18 protein-coding genes and 1 pseudogene are annotated in these 19,993 nt (G+C 66.9%); 17 read left to right on the top strand and 2 right to left on the bottom strand.

Features of this window, described 5'->3' with window-relative positions:
- Nucleotide 1: 1 nt before the first annotated feature.
- The 7 genes and pseudogenes from ruvX to aroB all read left to right on the top strand — a co-directional run bounded on the left by ruvX (nt 2) and on the right by aroB (nt 6,163).
- Nucleotides 2-520: a Holliday junction resolvase RuvX gene (ruvX, locus tag ACZY08_RS15735; RefSeq protein WP_463745729.1), complete on the top strand. Its 519-nt coding sequence runs from the start codon at nt 2-4 to the stop codon at nt 518-520.
- Nucleotides 513-1,757, top strand: coding sequence for an endolytic transglycosylase MltG (locus tag ACZY08_RS15730; RefSeq protein WP_463745730.1), 1,245 nt, complete (start codon nt 513-515; stop codon nt 1,755-1,757). The genes ruvX and ACZY08_RS15730 overlap by 8 nt, the downstream gene beginning before the upstream one ends.
- A 37-nt stretch (nt 1,758-1,794) precedes the next feature.
- Nucleotides 1,795-2,628, top strand: a complete 834-nt coding sequence (locus tag ACZY08_RS15725; protein WP_463745731.1) for a shikimate dehydrogenase — start codon at nt 1,795-1,797, stop codon at nt 2,626-2,628.
- Between the two features lie 9 nt (nt 2,629-2,637).
- Nucleotides 2,638-3,060, top strand: coding sequence for a prepilin peptidase (locus tag ACZY08_RS15720; RefSeq protein ID WP_463745732.1), 423 nt, complete (start codon nt 2,638-2,640; stop codon nt 3,058-3,060).
- Nucleotides 3,061-3,178: 118 nt separating this feature from the next.
- Nucleotides 3,179-4,378 carry a chorismate synthase gene (gene aroC, locus ACZY08_RS15715; RefSeq protein WP_463745984.1) on the top strand — a complete coding sequence of 400 codons (1,200 nt, stop codon included), beginning with the start codon at nt 3,179-3,181 and terminating at the stop codon, nt 4,376-4,378.
- A pseudogene (locus tag ACZY08_RS15710) lies at nt 4,378-4,902 on the top strand (shikimate kinase); the annotation flags it as partial. The gene aroC and the pseudogene ACZY08_RS15710, both read left to right, overlap by 1 nt.
- A 181-nt stretch (nt 4,903-5,083) precedes the next feature.
- Nucleotides 5,084-6,163: a 3-dehydroquinate synthase gene (aroB, locus tag ACZY08_RS15705; RefSeq protein ID WP_463745733.1), complete on the top strand. Its 1,080-nt coding sequence runs from the start codon at nt 5,084-5,086 to the stop codon at nt 6,161-6,163.
- Between the two features lie 57 nt (nt 6,164-6,220).
- Here the strand turns inward: aroB and ACZY08_RS15700 are convergent, their stop codons facing one another.
- Nucleotides 6,221-6,790: a B-4DMT family transporter gene (locus tag ACZY08_RS15700; RefSeq protein WP_463745734.1), complete on the bottom strand. Its 570-nt coding sequence runs from the start codon at nt 6,788-6,790 to the stop codon at nt 6,221-6,223.
- A gap of 33 nt (nt 6,791-6,823) precedes the next feature.
- Here ACZY08_RS15700 and ACZY08_RS15695 point away from each other — a divergent pair, with 33 nt between their 5' ends.
- From ACZY08_RS15695 to ACZY08_RS15680, 4 genes are all read left to right on the top strand, one after another.
- Nucleotides 6,824-7,909 (top strand): M24 family metallopeptidase, encoded by a 1,086-nt coding sequence (locus ACZY08_RS15695; protein WP_463745735.1) that lies wholly within the window; start codon nt 6,824-6,826, stop codon nt 7,907-7,909.
- A 24-nt stretch (nt 7,910-7,933) separates the two neighbouring features.
- Nucleotides 7,934-8,497 (top strand): elongation factor P, encoded by a 564-nt coding sequence (gene efp, locus ACZY08_RS15690; protein WP_463745736.1) that lies wholly within the window; start codon nt 7,934-7,936, stop codon nt 8,495-8,497.
- A 2-nt stretch (nt 8,498-8,499) separates the two neighbouring features.
- The gene (gene nusB, locus ACZY08_RS15685) at nt 8,500-8,985 is read left to right on the top strand and encodes a transcription antitermination factor NusB (RefSeq protein WP_463745737.1); all 486 of its coding nucleotides are present in this window, start codon (nt 8,500-8,502) and stop codon (nt 8,983-8,985) included.
- A 91-nt stretch (nt 8,986-9,076) separates the two neighbouring features.
- On the top strand, nt 9,077-11,332 hold the full coding sequence (locus ACZY08_RS15680) for a molybdopterin-dependent oxidoreductase (RefSeq protein WP_463745738.1): 2,256 nt from the start codon (nt 9,077-9,079) through the stop codon (nt 11,330-11,332).
- Between the two features lie 63 nt (nt 11,333-11,395).
- Here ACZY08_RS15680 and ACZY08_RS15675 read toward each other — a convergent pair whose 3' ends face one another.
- Entirely contained in the window at nt 11,396-12,964 is a 1,569-nt protein-coding gene (locus tag ACZY08_RS15675) for an HNH endonuclease signature motif containing protein (RefSeq protein WP_463745739.1), read from the bottom strand.
- A 266-nt stretch (nt 12,965-13,230) separates the two neighbouring features.
- Between ACZY08_RS15675 and ACZY08_RS15670 the strand changes: the two genes are divergently transcribed.
- From ACZY08_RS15670 to ACZY08_RS15645, 6 genes are read left to right on the top strand one after another with little or no spacing between them, the layout of a single operon-like run.
- On the top strand, nt 13,231-13,986 hold the full coding sequence (locus ACZY08_RS15670; protein ID WP_463745740.1) for a GntR family transcriptional regulator: 756 nt from the start codon (nt 13,231-13,233) through the stop codon (nt 13,984-13,986).
- On the top strand, nt 13,983-14,210 hold the full coding sequence (locus tag ACZY08_RS15665) for a 4Fe-4S dicluster domain-containing protein (protein ID WP_003880761.1): 228 nt from the start codon (nt 13,983-13,985) through the stop codon (nt 14,208-14,210). Before ACZY08_RS15670 ends, ACZY08_RS15665 begins: the two co-directional genes overlap by 4 nt.
- Before the next feature lie 10 nt (nt 14,211-14,220).
- Nucleotides 14,221-15,651 (top strand): ABC transporter substrate-binding protein, encoded by a 1,431-nt coding sequence (locus tag ACZY08_RS15660; protein ID WP_463745741.1) that lies wholly within the window; start codon nt 14,221-14,223, stop codon nt 15,649-15,651.
- Nucleotides 15,652-15,695: 44 nt separating this feature from the next.
- A complete protein-coding gene (locus tag ACZY08_RS15655) occupies nt 15,696-16,508 on the top strand; it encodes an ABC transporter permease (protein WP_463745985.1) in 813 nt (270 codons plus the stop codon).
- Entirely contained in the window at nt 16,505-17,278 is a 774-nt protein-coding gene (locus ACZY08_RS15650) for an ABC transporter ATP-binding protein (protein WP_463745742.1), read from the top strand. Before ACZY08_RS15655 ends, ACZY08_RS15650 begins: the two co-directional genes overlap by 4 nt.
- The gene (locus ACZY08_RS15645; protein ID WP_463745743.1) at nt 17,275-19,971 is read left to right on the top strand and encodes a fumarate reductase/succinate dehydrogenase flavoprotein subunit; all 2,697 of its coding nucleotides are present in this window, start codon (nt 17,275-17,277) and stop codon (nt 19,969-19,971) included. Before ACZY08_RS15650 ends, ACZY08_RS15645 begins: the two co-directional genes overlap by 4 nt.
- Nucleotides 19,972-19,993: the final 22 nt, after the last annotated feature.

The following is a 19,993-nucleotide window of genomic DNA, read 5'->3' as shown; positions in this document are numbered from 1 at the left end:
CGTGTCCGACACGGTCGACGATCGACTACCGGACCGCCCAGGGGACGATGACCCCGGACGGGGTCGGCGTATCGGCATCGATGTCGGAACCGTTCGGATCGGTGTGGCCAGTTGCGATCCCGACGGGATTCTGGCCACCCCGGTCGAGACCGTTCAGCGGGACAAGCGGGACAGGTCGGGTAGACACCTGCGCAGACTGGTGACGTTGATCGGCGAGTACGAGGCCGTCGAGGTCGTCGTCGGACTGCCACGCACACTCGCCGACCGGGCCGGCTCATCCGCAGTCGACGCCATCGAACTGGCGGATCTGGTGGCCCGTCGGATCGCCCCGATACCGGTGCGGTTGGCCGATGAGCGGCTCACTACTGTTTCGGCGCAGCGATCGTTGCGTGAAGCGGGGGTTCGGGCAAAGGGACAAAAGGCGATGATCGATCAGGCCGCTGCGGTTGGCATTCTGCAGAGCTGGCTCGATCAGCGGCGTGCGGCACTGGCTGCGCGCGGAGAGGGCATGGATGGCTGAGAAGTGGGGCGCCGACAAGGCCAAGCCCGAGGTGGTCGGACCACCGCGCCGCGGGCTGAGCAAGGCCGAGCGGGCCCGCAAAGCCCGCAATGACCGGAAGCGACGCGTCACCAGGGGCTTCTCACTCACAGCGCTCATCGTGGTGGTGATCGGCGCGGTGTTCCTCGGGTCCAGGCTGTGGCACGGCATGTCAGGGTCGGCCGGCGACTACGCGGGGGACGGTGTCGCCGATGTCGTCATCCAGGTCCACGACGGCGATTCCACGACAGCCATCGCCAAGACCCTGCAGGAACAGAAGGTGGTCGCCACGATCAAGGCCTTCGTCGACGCGGCCCACAAGAACGAGGCGATCTCGGCGATCCAACCCGGGTTCTACAAGCTGCGCACCGAGATCCCGGCGGCGAACGCCGTTGAGCGCCTGACTGATCCGGAGAGCCGGGTGGGCAAGCTGACCATCCCGGAGGGTCGTCAGCTCGACGACACCGCGGATGTCAGGACCAAGGCCGTCACCGAAGGCATCTTCACGTTGATCTCGCAGGCCTCCTGCGTCGAACTCGACGGCGCGAAGCGCTGCGTACCCGTCGAGGAGCTACGGGCGGCCGCGCAGACGGCGCCCGCCGCAGCCTTGGCGGTACCCGACTGGGCTGCTGGTCCGGTTGCGGCAATGCCCAACGATCACCGGCGGCTCGAAGGGCTGATCGCGCCCGGCACCTGGAACGTCGACCCGGCCGGGAAGCCACAGGACATCCTGTCCACCCTGATCGCCGGCAGCGCCACCATGTATACCCAGAGCGGACTGCTGGACACTGCCGCGGCCATGCAGATGTCGCCGTACGAGATCCTCACGGTCGGGTCTCTGGTGCAACGCGAGGCCAAGCCGCAGGACTTCGACAAGGTTGCCCGGGTGATCTACAACCGACTCGCCGAACACCGCAAGCTGGAGTTCGACTCGACGGTGAACTATCCGCTGGACCGCCAGGAAGTGGCGACCACCGATGACGACCGGGCCAAGACCACCCCGTGGAATACCTATATGAGTCAAGGGCTTCCGCAGACACCGATCTGCTCGCCCGGCACCGATGCACTCGCCGCGGCCGAGCATCCGGCGGCAGGGGACTGGTTGTACTTCGTGACCGTGGATCTGCAGGGCACCACCTTGTTCACCCGCGACTACGAACAACACCTGGCCAACATCGAACAGGCGCAGCACAACGGTGTCCTCGACAGTGCCAGATAGGCGGCCCGCCGCCGTGCCAGATAGGCGGCCCGCCGCCGTGCCAGATAGGCGGCCCGCCGCCGTGCCAGATAGCGGCCGCAAAGCCGCAGTCCTCGGCTCGCCGATCACCCATTCGCGTTCGCCGCAGCTGCATCTGGCCGCCTACCGCGCGCTGGGGCTGCCGTCATGGACCTATGAGCGCATCGAGTGCACGGCCGAACAACTGCCGGGCCTCGTCGGGACGCTGGGCCCGGAATGGGTCGGCCTGTCGGTCACCATGCCCGGCAAGTTCGCCGCCTTGGAGTTTGCCGATCAGCGCACCGACCGCGCCCAATTGGTGGGCTCGGCCAACACCCTGGTCCGGGCGTCCACGGGTGGGTGGCGCGCCGACAACACCGATATCGACGGAGTGATCGGCGCGCTCGGCACGGCCGGCGACTCGGCACTGGTCATCGGATCCGGCGGTACGGCTCCGGCCGCTGTGGTCGCCCTGGCCGAACTCGGCGCGCGGCAGATCACCATCGTCGCCCGCGACGAGACCAAGGCATTGCGTTTGGTGGAGTTGGCCGGTCGGTGCGGAGCGCAGGGCAGCTGGTGCGACATCGGCGGCACGGCGCTGAGCGACACGGTGGCCACCGCGGATGCGGCGGTCAGCACCATCCCGGCCGACGTGGCGGCCGCCTACGCGGGCAAACTGGCCGCGGTGCCGCGGGTGCTCGACGCCATCTACGACCCCTGGCCGACCCCGCTGGCCGAGGCCGTCGAGGCGGCAGGCGGCGAGGCGATCAGCGGGCTGCAGATGCTCCTGAACCAGGCCTTCGCCCAAGTGGAGCAGTTCACCGGAATGCCTGCACCCAAAGAGGCGATGAGAGACGCGCTGCTCCGGCCTTAGCCTCGGTTGATGGGGGTAGGGGTAGCCGTCATCGTGGTGTGGCTGGTGACGTTGAGCGCGTTCGATATTCGGGAACGGCGGTTGCCGAACTGGCTGACGCTTCCCGGGGCGGCGCTGATTCTGGGTGCGGCGACACTGGGTGGACATGGCCCCGCCGCAGTGGCCGGCGCCGCGGCTCTGTCGGTGCTGTATCTGGTGGTGCATCTGGCATCGCCACGGGCCATGGGCGGTGGCGACGTCAAACTTGCGGTCGGGCTGGGTGCGATGACCGGCGCCTTCGGTGCCGATGTGTGGTTGTTGGCGGCGTTGGCCGCACCGTTGGTCACCGCATTCCTGGCACTCGGCGCGGCCGTGCGCGGGATCAGGACAGTGCCGCACGGACCGTCGATGTGTGCGGCCAGCGCGGCCGCGGTGGCGCTGGTTCTCGCCTAGCCGCACCGAGTTCCGGTTCGTGTTCGACCCTCGGCCGGAATCTCGCCCACAAGCCGACGTTCGTCGCCGAGGACCACGGATTTCGGGAGGCAAACCCCGACGTGGGAGAATGACAGCCGTGTTGCGATGGACCACAGCTGGTGAATCCCACGGCCGCGCCCTGGTGGCCATGCTCGAAGGGATGGTTGCCGGCGTGCCCATCACCTCTGAGGAGATCGGGGTACAGCTCAAGCGTCGTCGTCTCGGCTACGGCCGAGGCGCCCGGATGAAGTTCGAACAGGACCAGGTCACCATGCTGGCCGGGGTGCGCCACGGCACCACTTTGGGCGGGCCGATCGCGATCGAGATCGGCAACACCGAATGGCCCAAATGGGAGACCGTGATGTCGCCGGACCCGGTCGATCCGGCCGACCTCGATGTGGCACGCAATGCCCCGCTCACCCGTCCCCGCCCCGGGCATGCCGACTATGCCGGCATGCTCAAGTACGGCTTCGACGACGCCCGCCCGGTGCTGGAACGTGCCAGTGCCCGCGAGACCGCGGCACGCGTGGCGGCAGGCACCGTGGCCCGGGCCTTCCTGCGAGCGGCGCTCGGTGTCGAGGTGGTCTCCCACGTCATCTCCATCGGAGCGTCGGCGCCGTATGACGGCCCGCCGCCGCAGTTCTCCGATCTGGAGGCGATCGACGACAGCCCGGTCCGGGCGTTCGACAAGGACGCCGAGGCGTTGATGATCGCCGAGATCGAGGATGCCAAGAAGGACGGCGACACCCTCGGTGGTGTCGTCGAGGTCGTCGTGGCGGGTCTGCCGATCGGTTTGGGCTCGTTCACCAGCGGTGACAACCGCCTGGACAGCCAGTTGGCCGCCGCGGTGATGGGCATCCAGGCGATCAAAGGCGTGGAGATCGGCGACGGCTTCGAGACTGCACGCCGTCGCGGCAGCGTCGCACACGACGAGATGTACCCGGGCCCCGACGGAGTCCTCCGCTCGACCAACCGGGCCGGCGGCCTCGAAGGCGGCATGACCAACGGCCAGGCGCTGCGGGTCCGGGCCGCGATGAAGCCGATCTCGACCGTCCCTCGGGCACTCGCGACCGTCGACATGGCCACCGGCGAAGAAGCCGTCGCCATTCACCAGCGGTCCGACGTGTGCGCGGTGCCGGCGGCAGGTGTGGTGGTGGAGACCATGGTCGCCCTCGTGGTGGCCCGTGCCGTGCTGGAGAAGTTCGGCGGGGACTCGCTGGCCGAGACCCGCGCCAACATCGACGCCTACCTGCGGGCCGTCGCCGAGCGCGAGCCGGCGGCGCAGGCTCTGGGCTGATGGCCCCCAAGGCGGTACTGATCGGCCTGCCGGGTTCGGGCAAGTCGACCATCGGCCGCCGGCTTGCCAAGGCGCTGAACCTCACGATGCTCGACACCGACGCCGCGATCGAGGAGACCACCGGCCGCACGATCGCCGACATCTTCGCCACCGACGGTGAGGCGGAGTTCCGCCGTATCGAAGAAGAGGTCATCCGCTCGGCGTTGTCCAGCCACGACGGCGTGCTGTCGCTGGGCGGCGGCGCCGTCACCACCCCTGGAGTGCGTGCCGCCCTGGCCGGTTACACCGTGGTGTACCTGGAGATCAGCGCGGCCGAGGGGGTGCGCCGGACGGGCGGTTCCACGGTCCGGCCACTGCTGGCCGGGCCGGACCGGGCCGAGAAGTTCCGTGCCCTGATGTCCGAGCGGGTGCCGCTGTACCGGCGGGTGGCGACCATGCGGATCAACACCAACCGGCGCAATCCGGGCGCGGTGGTGCGCACGATCGTCACGCGACTGGAAGACTCCCCACCCCAGAAACAGGCCGAGCAGCCGCGGACCGGCAAGCGGCGGCGGCGTCGCCCGCCCTGGCGGCGCGGTCCGGCTTCGGGGGCGACATCTGGTTCTGAGTCCACCGGCGGCAAACCCCCAGCTACCTCTTCCGATACTGAATCGAAAGCCATACCCACCCCAGCGGCCCTGGCCGCTCGCAACGCGGAGCGACATGATGACTGACCCGGTAATCGTCGAGGTACTGGTGGACCGGCCCTACCCGGTCATCATCGGAACCGGCCTGCTGGGCGAGCTGGGAAACACGCTGGAGGGGCGCCACAAGGTGGCGATCCTGAATCAGCCGGTGCTGACCCAGACCGCCGAAGCCGTGCGGCAACACTTGGCCGACAAGGGAATTGAAGCCCACCGCATCGAGATTCCAGATGCCGAGGCGGGTAAGGAACTGCCCGTCGTCGGCTTCATCTGGGAAGTGCTGGGGCGCATCGGCATTGGCCGTAAAGACGCCGTCGTCAGCCTGGGCGGGGGAGCGGCCACTGATGTCGCAGGCTTTGCTGCGGCCACTTGGTTGCGCGGCGTCGACATCGTGCACGTACCCACCACGCTGCTGGGTATGGTCGACGCGGCGGTGGGCGGAAAGACCGGGATCAACACCGATGCCGGCAAGAACCTCGTCGGCGCGTTTCATCAGCCGGCCGCGGTGCTGGTGGATCTTGCGACCCTGGAAACCTTGCCGCGCAACGAGATTGTCGCCGGGATGGCCGAGATTGTGAAGGCCGGCTTCATCGCCGACCCCGTCATCCTCGATCTGATCGAGGCTGATCCGGAGGCGGCCGTCGATCCCACCGGAACCGTCCTGCCCGAACTGATCCGTCGCGCGATCACGGTGAAGGCTGAGGTAGTTGCTGCTGACGAACGCGAATCGCAGTTGCGTGAGATCCTCAATTACGGCCACACCCTCGCACACGCCATCGAGCGCCGCGAGCGGTACAAGTGGCGCCACGGCGCCGCCGTGTCGGTGGGATTGGTGTTCGCGGCCGAATTGGGCCGGCTGGCCGGGCGTCTCGACGACGAGACCGCCGACCGGCACCGTTCGGTGCTGACGGCGCTCGGATTGCCGGTCACCTACGACGCCGCAGCACTGCCCCAGTTGATGGACTACATGGCGGGCGACAAGAAGAACCGCTCGGGGATTCTGCGGTTCGTCGTGCTCGACGGACTGGCGAAGCCGGGCCGACTGGAAGGCCCTGACCCGTCGCTGTTGGCGGCCGCATACGCAGAAGTGGCGCGGGCCTGATCGCCCGCGCCACTTACGACTGAGAATTCTGCTCTGCCCCTCACAGGCAGGGGATGGCTACTGCTTGGGCTGCTCGGGGTACTCGATGGTCTGAGTGGTGTCGTCGGTGGTCTCGGCGGCGCCGTTGGCGCTCACGGCGGCGAACACGTCGGTGTCGGCGCGATCGTCGGCGGCCAGGCCGTGGTGGCGTTGGCGGGGCTGCGGCGGGGCCTTGCGGTCCACCAGCCAGCGGCCCACGGTCACGCCTGCCACGCCGAGCAGGAACACCAGCAGCGCTGTGAACGCCGCGAACGTGGTGACCTCGTTCAACAGCGCATCGGTGTACAGGCTCTTGTAGAAGATCCCGATGAACCACGCCACCGCGCCGCTGACGATGCCGGCGAACAGGCCGGCGATCAGCCAGATCATCGCCATGTCGGCACGACGATCCGGATCCGGATTGCTACGCGCGTCCCTCTGGCCGTCAAGCAGACCCCAGATCAGCACTCCGATCCCGAACAACGTGACGAGCCCCAGGCTGAACCAGGTGGCATTACCCGGCGAGGCGTTGATCAGTGCTCCTTGCAGTAAGCGCACGATGACCATCGCTGTTGCGAACACCACTCCACGCAGTAACCACTTGCTCATGGGGGCACACTGTAGCGAGTAGCGTCACCGACCGTGACTATTTCCCAGCGCAGGGACCGGCTGCGGCGTCGACTAGCCGACTCGGGCCTGGACGCAATGTTGGTAACTGACCTGGTCAACGTGCGTTATCTGTCCGGATTCACGGGTTCGAACGCGGCCCTGCTGATCCTCGCCGAGAACGTCGTGCCGGTGCTGGCCACTGATGGGCGCTACCGCACGCAGGCCGCGCAGCAGTCGCCGGACGCCGAGGTGGTCATCGAGCGGGCCTGCGGGTCGCACTTGGCCGGGCGGGCCGCCCGAGCCGGAGCCGTGCGGTTGGGTTTCGAGAGCCACGTGGTGACCGTGGACGCCTACACGGCGCTTACGAAGGCAGCCGGCGACTCGGTCGAGTGGGTACGCGCGGCCGGCACGGTGGAGGCCCTGCGGGAGGTCAAGGACGCCGGCGAGATCGCCATGCTGCGGTTGGCGTGTGAGGCCGGCGACGCCGCGCTCACCGATCTGCTGGAACGCGGTGGTCTGCGGCCCGGCCGCACCGAACGGGAGGTCCGCAACGAGCTGGAGGCCCTGATGCTCGATCACGGCGCCGACGGGCCTTCCTTCGAGACGATCGTGGCGACGGGCGCGAATTCCGCCATCCCGCACCACCGGCCGACGGATGCGGTGCTGGCCGCCGGGGACTTCGTGAAGATCGATTTCGGTGCCCTGGTGGCCGGCTACCACTCCGACATGACGCGCACGTTCGTGCTGGGCCCGGCGGCGCAGTGGCAGCGCGACATCTATGACCTGGTCGCCACCGCGCAGCAGGCCGGGCGCGACGCGCTGGCCCCCGGCGTTGTGTTGAGCTCGGTCGATGCGGCATCGCGCCAGGTCATCGCCGATGCGGGCTACGGCGAGAACTTCGGTCACGGCCTCGGACACGGCGTCGGACTGCAGATCCACGAAGCACCGGGAATCAATGCCGCTGCCGCCGGTACACTGCTTGCTGGCTCTGCGGTGACCGTCGAGCCAGGTGTCTACTTGCCCGATCGCGGCGGTGTCCGCATCGAGGACACCCTGGTCGTCGGCGAGGCGGCGCCCGACCTGCTTACCCGGTTCCCCAAAGAACTGGCCATTTTGTGACAAAAGCTTAGGAGCTACACCCTCATGGCATCGACTGCCGACTTCAAGAACGGGCTCGTCCTGCAGATCGACGGACAGCTGTGGCAGATCGTCGAATTCCAGCACGTCAAGCCGGGCAAGGGCCCGGCCTTCGTGCGGACGAAGCTGAAGAACGTCGTGTCCGGCAAGGTCGTCGACAAGACCTACAACGCCGGTGTCAAGGTGGAGACCGCCACCGTGGACCGCCGCGACGCGACGTACCTGTACCGCGACGGCAACGACTTCGTCTTCATGGATTCCGAAGACTTCAACCAGCATCCGCTGTCCGAGGCGCTCGTCGGCCGTTTGGCCGACTTCCTGCTGGAGAGTCTGCCGGTGCAGATCGCCTTCCACGACGGCGTTCCGCTGTACCTGGAGCTGCCGGTGTCCGTCGAGCTCGTGGTTTCCCACACCGAGCCGGGCCTGCAGGGTGACCGTTCCAGCGCCGGCACCAAGCCCGCCACGATGGAGACCGGTGCCGAGATCCAGGTTCCGTTGTTCATCAACACCGGCGACAAGCTCAAGGTTGACACCCGTGACGGTAGCTACCTGGGCCGCGTGAATGGCTGACCATGCCTGACCGTCGTGGTGACCGGGGCCGTCACCAGGCCCGTAAGCGGGCCGTCGATCTGCTGTTCGAGGCCGAGGCCCGCGGTTTGACGGCTGAGGCGGTGGCCGATGGTCGTGCCGCGCTGGCCGAGGATCAGGACGACGTCAGCCCGCTGAACCCCTACACGGTGTTGGTGGCGCGCGGCGTCACGGAGCACGCCGCGCACATCGACGACCTCATCTCGGCGCACCTCCAGGGTTGGACGCTGGAGCGGCTGCCCGCCGTGGACCGGGCCATCCTGCGGGTGGCCGTGTGGGAACTGCTGCACGCCGAGGATGTTCCCGAGCCCGTGGCAGTGGACGAGGCCGTCGAACTGGCCAAGGAGTTGTCCACCGATGAATCGCCCGGGTTCGTCAACGGTGTGCTGGGCCAGGTGATGTTGGTGACGCCGCAGATCCGCGCGGCCGCCGCCGCCGTACAAGGCGTCCAGGACAACTCCGACCAGTAGGTACCTGTCCCGAACATCGGGATCACCGGTGCATTCGGTGCCACGATGCTGTTACGTGTGTTGGCACACGTAACAACATCGGAGGCCGCTGATGGGACACGAGCCGAGAAAAATCGCGGATATCGGCCAGGACGGCCTGCATCTGCACGCCTGTCCGCTGTGTGAGGCGATGTGCGGCTTGGAGATTCAGGTCTCCGACGGCAAGGTGGCGAGCGTTCGGCCGAACAAGGCCGACCAGTGGAGCGCGGGGCACATCTGCCCGAAAGGCGCCTCGCTGGCCGCGTTGCATGACGATCCCGACCGCATCCGCCGGCCGATGATCAAGGTCGACGGGCAGTGGCACGAGGTCGACTGGGATACCGCGTTCCGTCGCTGCACCGAACTGCTCGCGCCCGTCATCGAGAAGTACGGCATCGGCGCGGTCGCCGCGTACACCGGAAACCCACTGGCACACTCATTTTCGCTGTCCAGGTATGCGGCGATCCTGCTCGGCCTGTCCGGCATGCCGATCACCTATTCGCCGGGCACCATCGACCAGTGGCCCAAGAACCTGTCGTCGCACCTGATGTACGGCAGCTGGTGGGCGTTTCCGACACCGGACATCCAGCGCACCGACCTGTTGGTGGTCATGGGCGCCAACCCCGCTGCCTCGCAGGGCTCGTTGCTGGCCGCGCCTGACGTGATGGGCATCATCGGCGGTATCCGCAAGCGCGGCAAGGTGATCGTCATCGACCCGGTGCGCACCGCCACAGCGGCCAAGGCCGACGAATGGCTGCCGATCACCCCTGGCACCGATGCGGCCCTGCTGCTCGGGATCGTCCACACGGTGTTCGACGAAGGGTTGGTCAATCTCGGCGACCTGGAGCGCCACCTCGACGGGGTGTCGACGCTACAGCGGGTGGTTGCCGAATGGTCGCCCGAAAGGGTCTCTGCCGCAACGGGTATCGCTGCGGAGCGGATTCGCGGACTGGCCCGTGAACTGGCGGGCACACCGCGTGCGGTGGTCTACGGCCGGATCGGCACCTGCAACCAGGAGTTCGGCAGCCTGGCCAGCTGGCTGGTCGACGTGGTCAACATCGTCACCGGTCACTTCGACACCCCCGGCGGCGCGATGTTCGCCACCCCGACCGCGTGGACGGTCACCAGCCAGCCGATCCCGGGGCTGGAGGACGGGGCGCCGAACTTCGGCCGTTACCGCACGCGGGTCCGCGGGGCCAAAGAGGTGATGGGTCAGGTCCCGGTGTCGTGCATGCTCGAAGAGATCACCACCCCCGGCGAGGGACAGCTCAAGGCCCTCATCACGGTGGCCGGCAACCCGGTGCTGTCGACTCCGGGCGGCGACAAACTCGACGAGGCGCTGCCGCAGTTGGACGCCATGATCTCGGTGGACCTGTGGCTCAACGAGACCACCAAGCACGCCGATGTCATCCTGCCCGGTGCCTCGGCGCTCGAGCAGCCCCATTCCGCCGATATGCTTTTGGGCGCGGCGATCAACAGCTTCGCGCGCTACTCGCCGCCGGTGTTCCATCGCGAGGATCCCGACGCACCGGAGGAATGGGAGATCCTGATCCGGCTGACCGGGTTGTGCACCGGCACCCCGGCCGAGGACGTCGACATCGCCGCGCTCGACGACGGCTGGTTCGACTACCTGTGCTTCACCCAGGGGCTCGACGGCGCCGAGATCCGCAAGCACTACGACGGCGGTGGTCCCGAACGGATGCTCGACCTGACGCTGCGCACCGCCGCGTTCGGCGACCGATACGGCGATAACCCGGACGGCCTGACCCTGGACAAGCTCAAGGCGCATCCGGACGGGATCAACTACGGCCCGATGGTGCCTCGAGTGCCCGAGGTACTCGGGACCTCCGATCAGAAGATCCGAGTGGCGCCGCAGTACCTGCTCGACGACCTGCCCCGGCTGTCCGAGCGACTCGACCGCGCTCCCGAGGATCTGGTGCTGGTCAGCCGCCGGCATCTGCGGTCCAACAACTCCTGGTTGCACAACGTCGGTTCGTTGATGAAGGGCCGCGATCGGTGCACCCTGCTGATGCACAGCCAGGATGCGGCGTCTCGCGGGATTGCCGATGGCGACAATGCGGAAGTGGCGTCGACCGCCGGAAAAATCGTGGTGCCCGTCGAGGTGACCGACGCGATCAAGCTGGGAGTGGTGTCGATGCCGCACGGCTGGGGGCACGGTCAGACCGGCACCCGGCTCGGCGTCGCCAACGCGGCACCGGGGGTGAACACCAACATCCTGTCGCTGCCGGACTTCATCGATGAACCGTCCGGAAACGGTGCACTCAACGGCATACCGGTGACAGTCAGCCGGACGCTGACCGAAGGTTAGGGCGGAACTCAATCGCGGTGCACGCCTGCGTGGTCGAGATGAGTCGAGGGGGCGTTCGTTGCGTCAAGAACTTTGTTCCGGTGCAACCAGTAGTTCCTCGGGATGGAAGTGGTGGTTGAGGGTGTCCTGCCCGGTATCCATCAGGGGTGGCGGGTGCCAGTGGATCCGGCCTGTGTCGGGATCGACGCTGGTGGTCCAGCCCAGTCCGACGAGGCGGTTGTCGGGTCCGCAACTCAGTGCGAGGTCGGGGGCGTCGGTGTGGCCGCCGTGTTGCCAGTCGGTCTTGGCGTGGTGGACTTGGCAGTGGTCGGCCGGTGCGGTGCATCCGGGGCGGGTGCAGCCGCGGTCACGGTTGTAGAGCAGGAGTCGTTGGGCTTTGGTGGCCAATCGTTTTGTGCGGGCCATGTAGAGCGGTTCGGCGGTGTGGTGTTCGTAGACGATGAGGTAGTGGAAGCTGTGCGATGCCAGCCGGATGAGGTCTGTCATCGGTATTCGGATGCCCGCCCCGGTGACGGCGACGCCGGCTCCGGCTTCCAGTTCGGCCAGTGTGGTGGAGACGACCACGGTGACCGGGAGCCCGCCATGTTGGCCGAGTCGTTTGGACATCAGTAGTTCGCGCAGCGCGGCCTTGAGTGCGTCGTGGTTGCGTTGAGCCTGGGTTCGGGTGTCGCGGTCGGCGGCGGTCTGCTGCTCTTGCTGAGCTTGCTGGTCTGGGGATGTGCCGGTGGCGCGGGCCTGTGGATCGGCCGAATCGATGCCGGTGTCCGGGATCTCGGTAGCAGCCGCCTCGGGCTCGGCCTCAACGTCAGCAGCCTCAACGTCAGCAGCCTCAACGTCAGCAGCCTCGGCGTCAGGGGCATCGGGAATATCTAGTGGGTTGGGTGTGGGGTTATGGACCGGTTGTTGGTCACTGGGGTTGTTGAGGCCGGGCGCGCCCCACACGCCGGTGACGGTTGTCAGATACGAAGCGGTCTCGGGATCCAGCCAGCCCTGCACGTGCACCAGTCCGTCTGGGTCCTGTTTGCCGATACTTAGCCCACGCAGATGTGCTGCGACGTCGGGGCTATCGCCGTCCTGGTTGAGCAGATACAGCAGCTTGTCGGCGGCGGCTTTCAGTGTTTCGGGAGTGTCTCGGGCCGCTGCGCTCACCAGGTCGGATTCGATCTGGGCGAGTTCAGCTGTGCTGACGTACTTTTCGGCTTTCGCCAGTATGCCGCCGATGATCGTGATGTGTTCGGTGTTGATCGTTCCCGAGCCGAGCGCCTGGGCGCAGGCGGGCAGCGACGGTTCGAGCACCTCGCCGGTGAGGCCGTAGCGCGGCCCCAAGTCTGTTGCCGCGGCGACTCTGCGTGATGCTTCCTTGCGGCTGATCCGCATCCGGGTGGCAAGGGCATCGGTCCATGATTTGGCACCGATCTCGGCTGGGCTGGTCCGGGCCATCAGTGCGGACTGGATGCGGTGATCGATCATGGCCTGGGAGCGGGCCTGCCGTTCGCGTCCGGACTGGATCGCCAACAACTCCGCGGTGTCGAAACCGGTGAAATCAACATCGGCCAGCGTCGCGGTTGCTGCCAGGTGGCCGGCCAGCGCGGTCTGCGCTGCGTCCCGACTCTGCACCAACCCGATGTTCATGATTCGAACACTAGTTCGATACGCCGACAAGAAAACGCTGTTTGGGACTGGTGAGACCAAAGTGGCCAAAGTTTTTGAGCCGACCCAAACGACATTTCGATCATCGCGATTTGTAAATTCTCCTCGAGCGCGAGGTGGCGTAATAACGGTCGGCACGTCGGTTTCGCCAGGTACGGCACGTCCGTCGGCGGCGCAATCCGTTAACCTGCGCCGACGGTGAATTCGCGGCACTGCGCGGCGCCTGGTTCGCCCCTTACCTTGAGTGCGTGTCGCAGCCCGAAGCCCATCCCTTATCGCTGCCGAGCCGGCGTGCGCGCGCCGATCAGGCCCGCCAGGTGGCTGACGTGCTCCGCCATCAGATCTACGAAGGCACCTATGACGGTGCCCTACCGGCCGAGGCGGACCTGGCCGCCGAATTCTTCGTCTCCCGCAACACCATCCGTGAAGCCCTCGCGGTGCTCAAGACCGAGGGTCTCATCGACCGCGGCACCAAGGTGGGCACGCACGTGGCGGCCCGCAAGTACGATCACGGCCTCGACGCGCTGGTGGGTCTGAAAGAGACCTTCAAGGACTACGGCGACGTGCGCAACGAAGTCCGTGCCGTCCAGCGACTCTCGGCCCCACCGGCAGTGGCTCGAAAGCTGGCGCTTGAGCCGGGAACGCAAGTGGTGTTCATCGAGCGCCTGCGCTACCTCGCCGATCTGCCGCTGTCGCTGGATCTGACCTACCTGGCTCCCGACATCGGTGAGGAGGTGATCGGCCATCCGCTGGAGAGCAATGACATCTTCGCGCTCATCGAGCGGGTCAGCGGGCGGCGCCTGGGTGGGGCGAGCCTTGCCCTGGAAGCGGTTTCGGCCGACCCGCATTCCGCAGCGACATTGCAGGTGCCGGCCGGATCGGCATTGCTGATGGCCGAACGGCTGACCAGTCTGGATGACGGAACGCCCGTCGACCTGGAGTACATCAGGATGCGTGGTGACCGAATCACCATGCGCGGCAACCTTATTAGGAGAGACGCATGACGCTGGTCAATCAACGCGCCGATGTCCCGGTGACCATCGACGAGTCCCTGTGTATCGAGGGCTGCACATTGTGTGTCGACGTGTGCCCGCTCGATTCACTGGCAATCAATCCTGAGAACGGTAAGGCCTTCATGCACGTCGACGAGTGCTGGTACTGCGGGCCCTGCGCGGCCCGCTGTCCCACCGGCGCCGTGACCGTCAACATGCCCTATCTCATCCGCTAGAGGACCCGACGTGAAAACAGCCCTGATCGCCCTCACCGCCGGTCTCACACTCGTGACCGCCGGCTGCTCCCTGGACTCGGCGACGAAATCTTCCGACACAGTCGATGTGGTCGTCGGCTACCAATCCAAGACCATCAACACCGTCACCGCCGGAACCTTGCTGCGCGCCCAGGGATACCTGGAACGCCGCCTGGCCGATATCACCACCCGTACCGGCACCAAGTACAACGTGACGTGGCAGGACTACGACACCGGCGCACCCATCACCGCGCAGATGGTCGCCGAGAAGATCGACATCGGTTCCATGGGCGACTATCCGATGCTCATCAACGGGTCCAAGACGCAGGCCAACGAACGCGCCAAGACCGAGATCGTCTCGGTCACCGGGTACAACCCGAAAGGCGCGCTGAACATGGTTGTGGTGGCACCTGATTCGCCGGCCAAGTCCTTGACCGACCTGGCCGGAAAGAAGGTCTCGGCCAGCGTCGGTTCGGCGGGCCACGGCATGCTGGTGCAAGCACTCGGCAAGACCGGTCTCGATGCCAAGACCGGGGTAGAGGTGCTCAACCAGCAGCCGCAGGTCGGCGCATCGTCGCTGGAATCGGGCCAGGTTCAGGCGCTTTCACAGTTCGTCGCGTGGCCGGGGTTGTTGGTCCAGCAGGGCAAGGCCAAGCTGCTCTACGACGGGGCCGAGCTGAACTATCCGACCTTGCACGGCGTGGTGGTGCGCCGGGCGTATGCGGCTGATCATCCGGAGGTCCTCGACGCCTTCCTGCAGGCCCAACTGGATGCCACCGACTTTCTCAACACCAAGCCGTTGGAGGCGGCCCGCCTCGTGGCCGAGGGCAGTGGGCTGCCACAGGAGGTCGTCTACCTGTACAACGGGCCGGGTGGCACCTCGTTCGACGCCACGCTCAAGCCATCGCTGGTCGATGCGCTCAAAGGTGATGTGCCCTACCTGAAGTCGATCGACAACTTCGCCGATCTCGATGTGCCCGGTTTCGTGCAAGACGCGCCGTTGCGTGCGGCGTTCGCCGCGCGGGGCCAGGATTACGAGAAAGCGCTGGCCTCGAACGCCAATCCGTCGGCGTTGAGCGGCACCGATCCGGTGTGCCACAGCACGGTCGACAATCCTGCCACCGCTGGTGAACTCTGGCTCGACGGATCTGATGCCACCACGGCGGCCGCGACCCCGGTCTGCCTGCTCAAGGCGATCCGCCAGGCACAAGGCGAGGGCAAGAAGGTCCGCGCCGCCTACATCTCCGACGCTGAACTGGGTACCCGTTGGTTCGCCGACAAGTCTGTGTGGGTGCGTCTGCCCGCTCCAGGTAGTGAGGGCTATCTGCCGTTCGGAACTCAGGCCGGTGCCGAGCGCTACACGGCGACGCATCCCGGTGCGGCGATCGTCGACTATCAGCAAGCACTCGCAGGTGCGGTGTGACCACCACCGACACCGCTCCGGCGGCGGTAAGCGACCCGCCGGCCGTGCCGGAGGATGTCCGTACCCGTCGCACGCCCTCTGCCTGGCCGCACCGCCTGGTGCGCCTGGCGTCGGTGGTCAGCGCGATCGTACTGTGGCAGCTGTTGACGGCCAACGACGTGCGCTTCGGTCTGCGGTTCGACACCCTGCCCACCGTCACCGAAATCGCTGCAGCCCTGGTGAACCGGTTGGGCACACCGGAGTACTGGCTGGACCTCGGCCAGTCGCTGATCCGGATTCTCACCGGGTTCGGTATCGCCGCAGTGGTCGGTGTGATCACCGGAATCTTGTTGGGACGCACCGCATGGTTCGCCGATATCTTCGGACCGCTCACTGAACTCGCGCGGCCCATCCCGGCGATCGCCATCGTGCCCGTGGCAATTCTGTTGTTCCCCAGCGATGAGGCGGGGATCGTGTTCATCACGTTCCTGGCGGCGTACTTCCCGATCATGGTCAGCGTCCGGCATGCGGTGCGCGCCCTACCGACCATCTGGGAAGACTCGGTTCGCACCCTGGGTGGTGGCCGCCTCGACGTGCTCCGCCAGGTGGTGCTGCCCGGCATCCTGCCGGGACTGTTCGGCGGGCTCTCGGTCGGAATGGGGGTGGCCTGGATCTGCGTGATCTCGGCCGAGATGATCTCGGGCCGTCTCGGTGTGGGCTATCGCACCTGGCAGGCCTACACGGTCCTGAACTATCCCGACGTGTTCGTGGGCATCATCACGATCGGTGTGCTCGGTTTCCTCACCGCCGCGGCGGTAGAGCTTATCGGCCGCCGGGCGACCAGGTGGCTGCCGCGTGGTGAGGAGGCGACGCGATGACCACAACCTTGACCAGTACGGGGATGCGGCTGGAACTCGATCGAATCCGGTTGTCCTACACCGGTGCTCCGGTGATCGAGGACTTGAGCCTTACCGTCGAACCCGGCGAGATCCTGGTGCTCACCGGTCCGTCGGGCTGCGGTAAGTCGACGGTGCTACGTGCGTTGACCGGACTGCTGCGGCCTGACGGTGGCCGAGTGCTTGCCGACGGCGACCCGGTCACCACCACCTCACGGGACCGCGGCATGGTGTTCCAGGACAGCGCGCTGCTGCCGTGGCGTACGGTGCGGTCCAATATCGAACTGGCACTGCAGCTCCGCGGGGAGCCGAAGGCCGGTCGCCGCGGCGAGCCGCGTAACAGCCGTAGGGAGCGGGCCGACCGCTGGATCGCCGAGGTCGGCCTGTCCGGCTTCGCCGACTTCCTGCCGAAGAATCTGTCCGGCGGTATGCGGCAGCGGGTTCAACTCGCGCGCGGTCTGGCGGGTGCACCGCGCGCGGTCATGATGGACGAGCCGTTCGCCGCCCTGGATACCCAGACCCGCTCGGCCATGCAGCGATTGCTGATCGACACCTGGAAGGCCCATCCGACCACGATCGTGTTCGTCACCCACGATGTCGATGAAGCGCTCACGCTCGGTGACCGCGTCGCGGTGCTCGGTCGTGCCGGGCAGCCGTTGCGTGCGCTCATCGAGGTGGCTCAGCCCCGAACCGACCATCCCGAACGATCCGCGCTGCGTGCCGAGATCATTGCCGCACTGGAGCAACCGTGACTGAATTGACCGAGCATTCAAACGCCGCCCCGGAAATTTCGCAGGCCGTCCGGATCGACTGCGACGTACTGGTGATCGGCGGTGGCACCGCGGGCACCATGGCGGCGCTGACCGCAGCCGAGAACGGTGCCCAGGTGCTGCTACTGGAGAAAGCCCACGTTCGGCATTCCGGTGCGCTGGCCATGGGGATGGACGGCGTGAACAACGCCGTCATCCCCGGCAAGGCCGAGCCTGAGGACTACGTCGCCGAGATCACCCGCGCCAACGACGGAATCGTCAACCAGCGCACCGTCTATCAGACGGCCACCCGTGGATTCGCCATGGTGCAGCGGCTCGAGCGGTACGGGGTCAAGTTCGAGAAGGACGAGCACGGTGAGTACGCGGTACGGCGCGTGCACCGATCGGGCTCCTATGTGTTGCCGATGCCCGAGGGCAAGGACGTCAAGAAGGCGCTGTACCGGGTGCTGCGCCAACGCTCGATGCGTGAGAAGATCCGCATCGAGAACCGGTTGATGCCGGTGCGTGTGCTCACCGATCAGGGCCGCGCGGTCGGCGCCGCGGCATTCAACACTCGCACAGGCGAATTCGTCACTGTGGCGGCGAAGGCTGTGATCCTGTCCACTGGGGCGTGCGGTCGACTCGGGCTTCCCGCGTCCGGTTATCTGTACGGCACGTACGAGAACCCGACGAACGCCGGTGACGGATACGCCATGGCCTATCACGCCGGCGCCGAACTCTCCGGAATCGAGTGCTTCCAGGTCAATCCGCTGATCAAGGACTACAACGGCCCGGCGTGCGCGTATGTGGCCAATCCGTTCGGCGGCTACCAGGTCAATGCACTGGGGGAGCGGTTCGTCGATTCCGACTACTGGTCGGGTCAGATGATGTCCGAGGTCAAGGAGGAGATCGAATCGGCCCGCGGACCGATCTACCTCAAGGTCAGCCATCTGCCCGATGAAACGCTGACCACGCTGGAGAACATCCTGCACACCACCGAACGTCCCACCCGGGGAACGTTCCACGCCAACCGGGGGCATGACTACCGGACCCACGACATCGAGATGCACATCTCCGAGATCGGTTTGTGCTCCGGGCATTCCGCGTCGGGTGTGTGGGTGGATGAGCATGCCCGCACCACGGTGCCCGGTCTGTACGCGGCCGGCGACCTGGCATGCGTTCCGCACAACTACATGATCGGCGCGTTCGTCTACGGGGATCTGGCCGGTGAGCACGCGGCTTCGACGCTGTCGGAAGTTGCTGCACCCGAGCAACTACCGGATGATCAGATCGCCCAGGCCCACGAGCTCATCTACCGGCCGCTGCGGCACCCGGATGGCCCGCCGCAACCGCAGGTCGAGTTCAAGCTGCGGCGGTTCGTCAACGACTATGTGGCACCGCCGAAGACAGCCACCAAGCTGTCGATCGCAGTGCAGACCTTTGAGCGCATGGTCAGCGAGGTCGAGGGTATCGGCGCCCGGACCCCGCACGAGTTGATGCGTGCCGCCGAGGTGTCCTTCATCCGTGATTGCGCGGAGATGGCGGCCCGGTCCTCGTTGACCCGGACCGAATCACGTTGGGGCCTCTACCACGACCGTGCCGATCTGCCCCAGCGGGACGATCAGGAGTGGCGCTACCACCTCAACCTCTACAAGGACGCCGACGGTGTCATGCAGTTCGTGAAACGTCCCGTGGCACCGTATTTCGTCGCAGTGCCCGAGCTGGACCACCTGACGTCGCAGGATCCGGTGACCAGAGTCGAACAACCCCATCTGCACGGCGGCAGGGCTCCGTCGGCCGAGCACTCCCGGGTCCGCGCGGGATCGGCCCAGCCGCCGTCACCGCGTATCGCCGCGGTGCTGGCCTTGGAAGAACCCACGCTGGAGGATCTGAACACCTACCTGACCGACGCGGACGCCGGCGTGCGCCGTACCGCGGTCGCCACGCTCGTCGAGCATCTGCCCGACGGGTACCAGCCCGCGCTGGTGGCCGCACTGGCCGACGACGACGCCGGGGTGCGGCGGGAAACCTCGGATGCGGTTCGCGAACTCGTCGAGGTCCTGCCCGATCCGGTTGCGTTCGTCGACCGGCTGGGCTCCGTCGATCCGGTGGTTCGGGCGGCCACGGTGTACCTGTCGAGTTCCCGGCGCGTCGGCAGCGCCCAGGCGTACCGGGACGCGTCGACCGATGCCGACCACCGGGTCCGGATCGAAGCGGTGCGGGCCCTCGTATCGGTCGACGACCACGTGGGTGTGGCCGCGGCCACCACTGACGAGAACCGGGAAGTGCGGATCGCCGCGGTGGGAGGCCTGGCGACCCTGCGGGCCGGCGCGGAAGCGGTGCGGGTTGCGCTGGATGACCCCGACCCGCTCGTGCGGGCGGCGGCGCTGGCGTCTCTCGGCGCCGTCGGCTGCACCGATGATGACGTCGTCAGCGTCGAGAAGGCGTTCACCGAATCGGCCTGGCAGATCCGCCAGGGCGCGGCGCGGGCATTGGCCGGGGCGGTGCCCGCGGTCGCGGTACCCACCCTGTCGCGGGCGCTGGAGGACCAGCACCTCGATGTCCGCAAGGCGGCGGTACTGAGCCTGAGCAGGTGGGCGGGATCGGAATCGACGGCCCGTCAGGCCCTCACCGTGGCGTTGGACGACAGTGACGCCGACGTGCGCGCCTATGCGCGTCAGGCGCTGGCTGGATGAGCGGCACCGCCGCTGTGGCTGG

The organism is Mycobacterium sp. IDUB_9 (assembly GCF_055419505.1).
Note: the sequence above shows the minus strand (reverse complement) of the source record. Positions and strands in the feature narration are given on the sequence as shown.

Coding starts and splice junctions, on each gene's coding strand:
- ACZY08_RS15680 (WP_463745738.1), top strand. CDS start 9,077: ATGGGACACGAGCCGAGAAAAATCGCGGATATCGGCCAGGACGGCCTG.
- ACZY08_RS15650 (WP_463745742.1), top strand. CDS start 16,505: ATGACCACAACCTTGACCAGTACGGGGATGCGGCTGGAACTCGATCGA.
- aroB (WP_463745733.1), top strand. CDS start 5,084: ATGACTGACCCGGTAATCGTCGAGGTACTGGTGGACCGGCCCTACCCG.
- ACZY08_RS15700 (WP_463745734.1), bottom strand. CDS start 6,790: ATGAGCAAGTGGTTACTGCGTGGAGTGGTGTTCGCAACAGCGATGGTC.
- nusB (WP_463745737.1), top strand. CDS start 8,500: ATGCCTGACCGTCGTGGTGACCGGGGCCGTCACCAGGCCCGTAAGCGG.
- ACZY08_RS15720 (WP_463745732.1), top strand. CDS start 2,638: ATGGGGGTAGGGGTAGCCGTCATCGTGGTGTGGCTGGTGACGTTGAGC.
- ACZY08_RS15730 (WP_463745730.1), top strand. CDS start 513: ATGGCTGAGAAGTGGGGCGCCGACAAGGCCAAGCCCGAGGTGGTCGGA.
- efp (WP_463745736.1), top strand. CDS start 7,934: ATGGCATCGACTGCCGACTTCAAGAACGGGCTCGTCCTGCAGATCGAC.
- ACZY08_RS15665 (WP_003880761.1), top strand. CDS start 13,983: ATGACGCTGGTCAATCAACGCGCCGATGTCCCGGTGACCATCGACGAG.
- ACZY08_RS15675 (WP_463745739.1), bottom strand. CDS start 12,964: ATGAACATCGGGTTGGTGCAGAGTCGGGACGCAGCGCAGACCGCGCTG.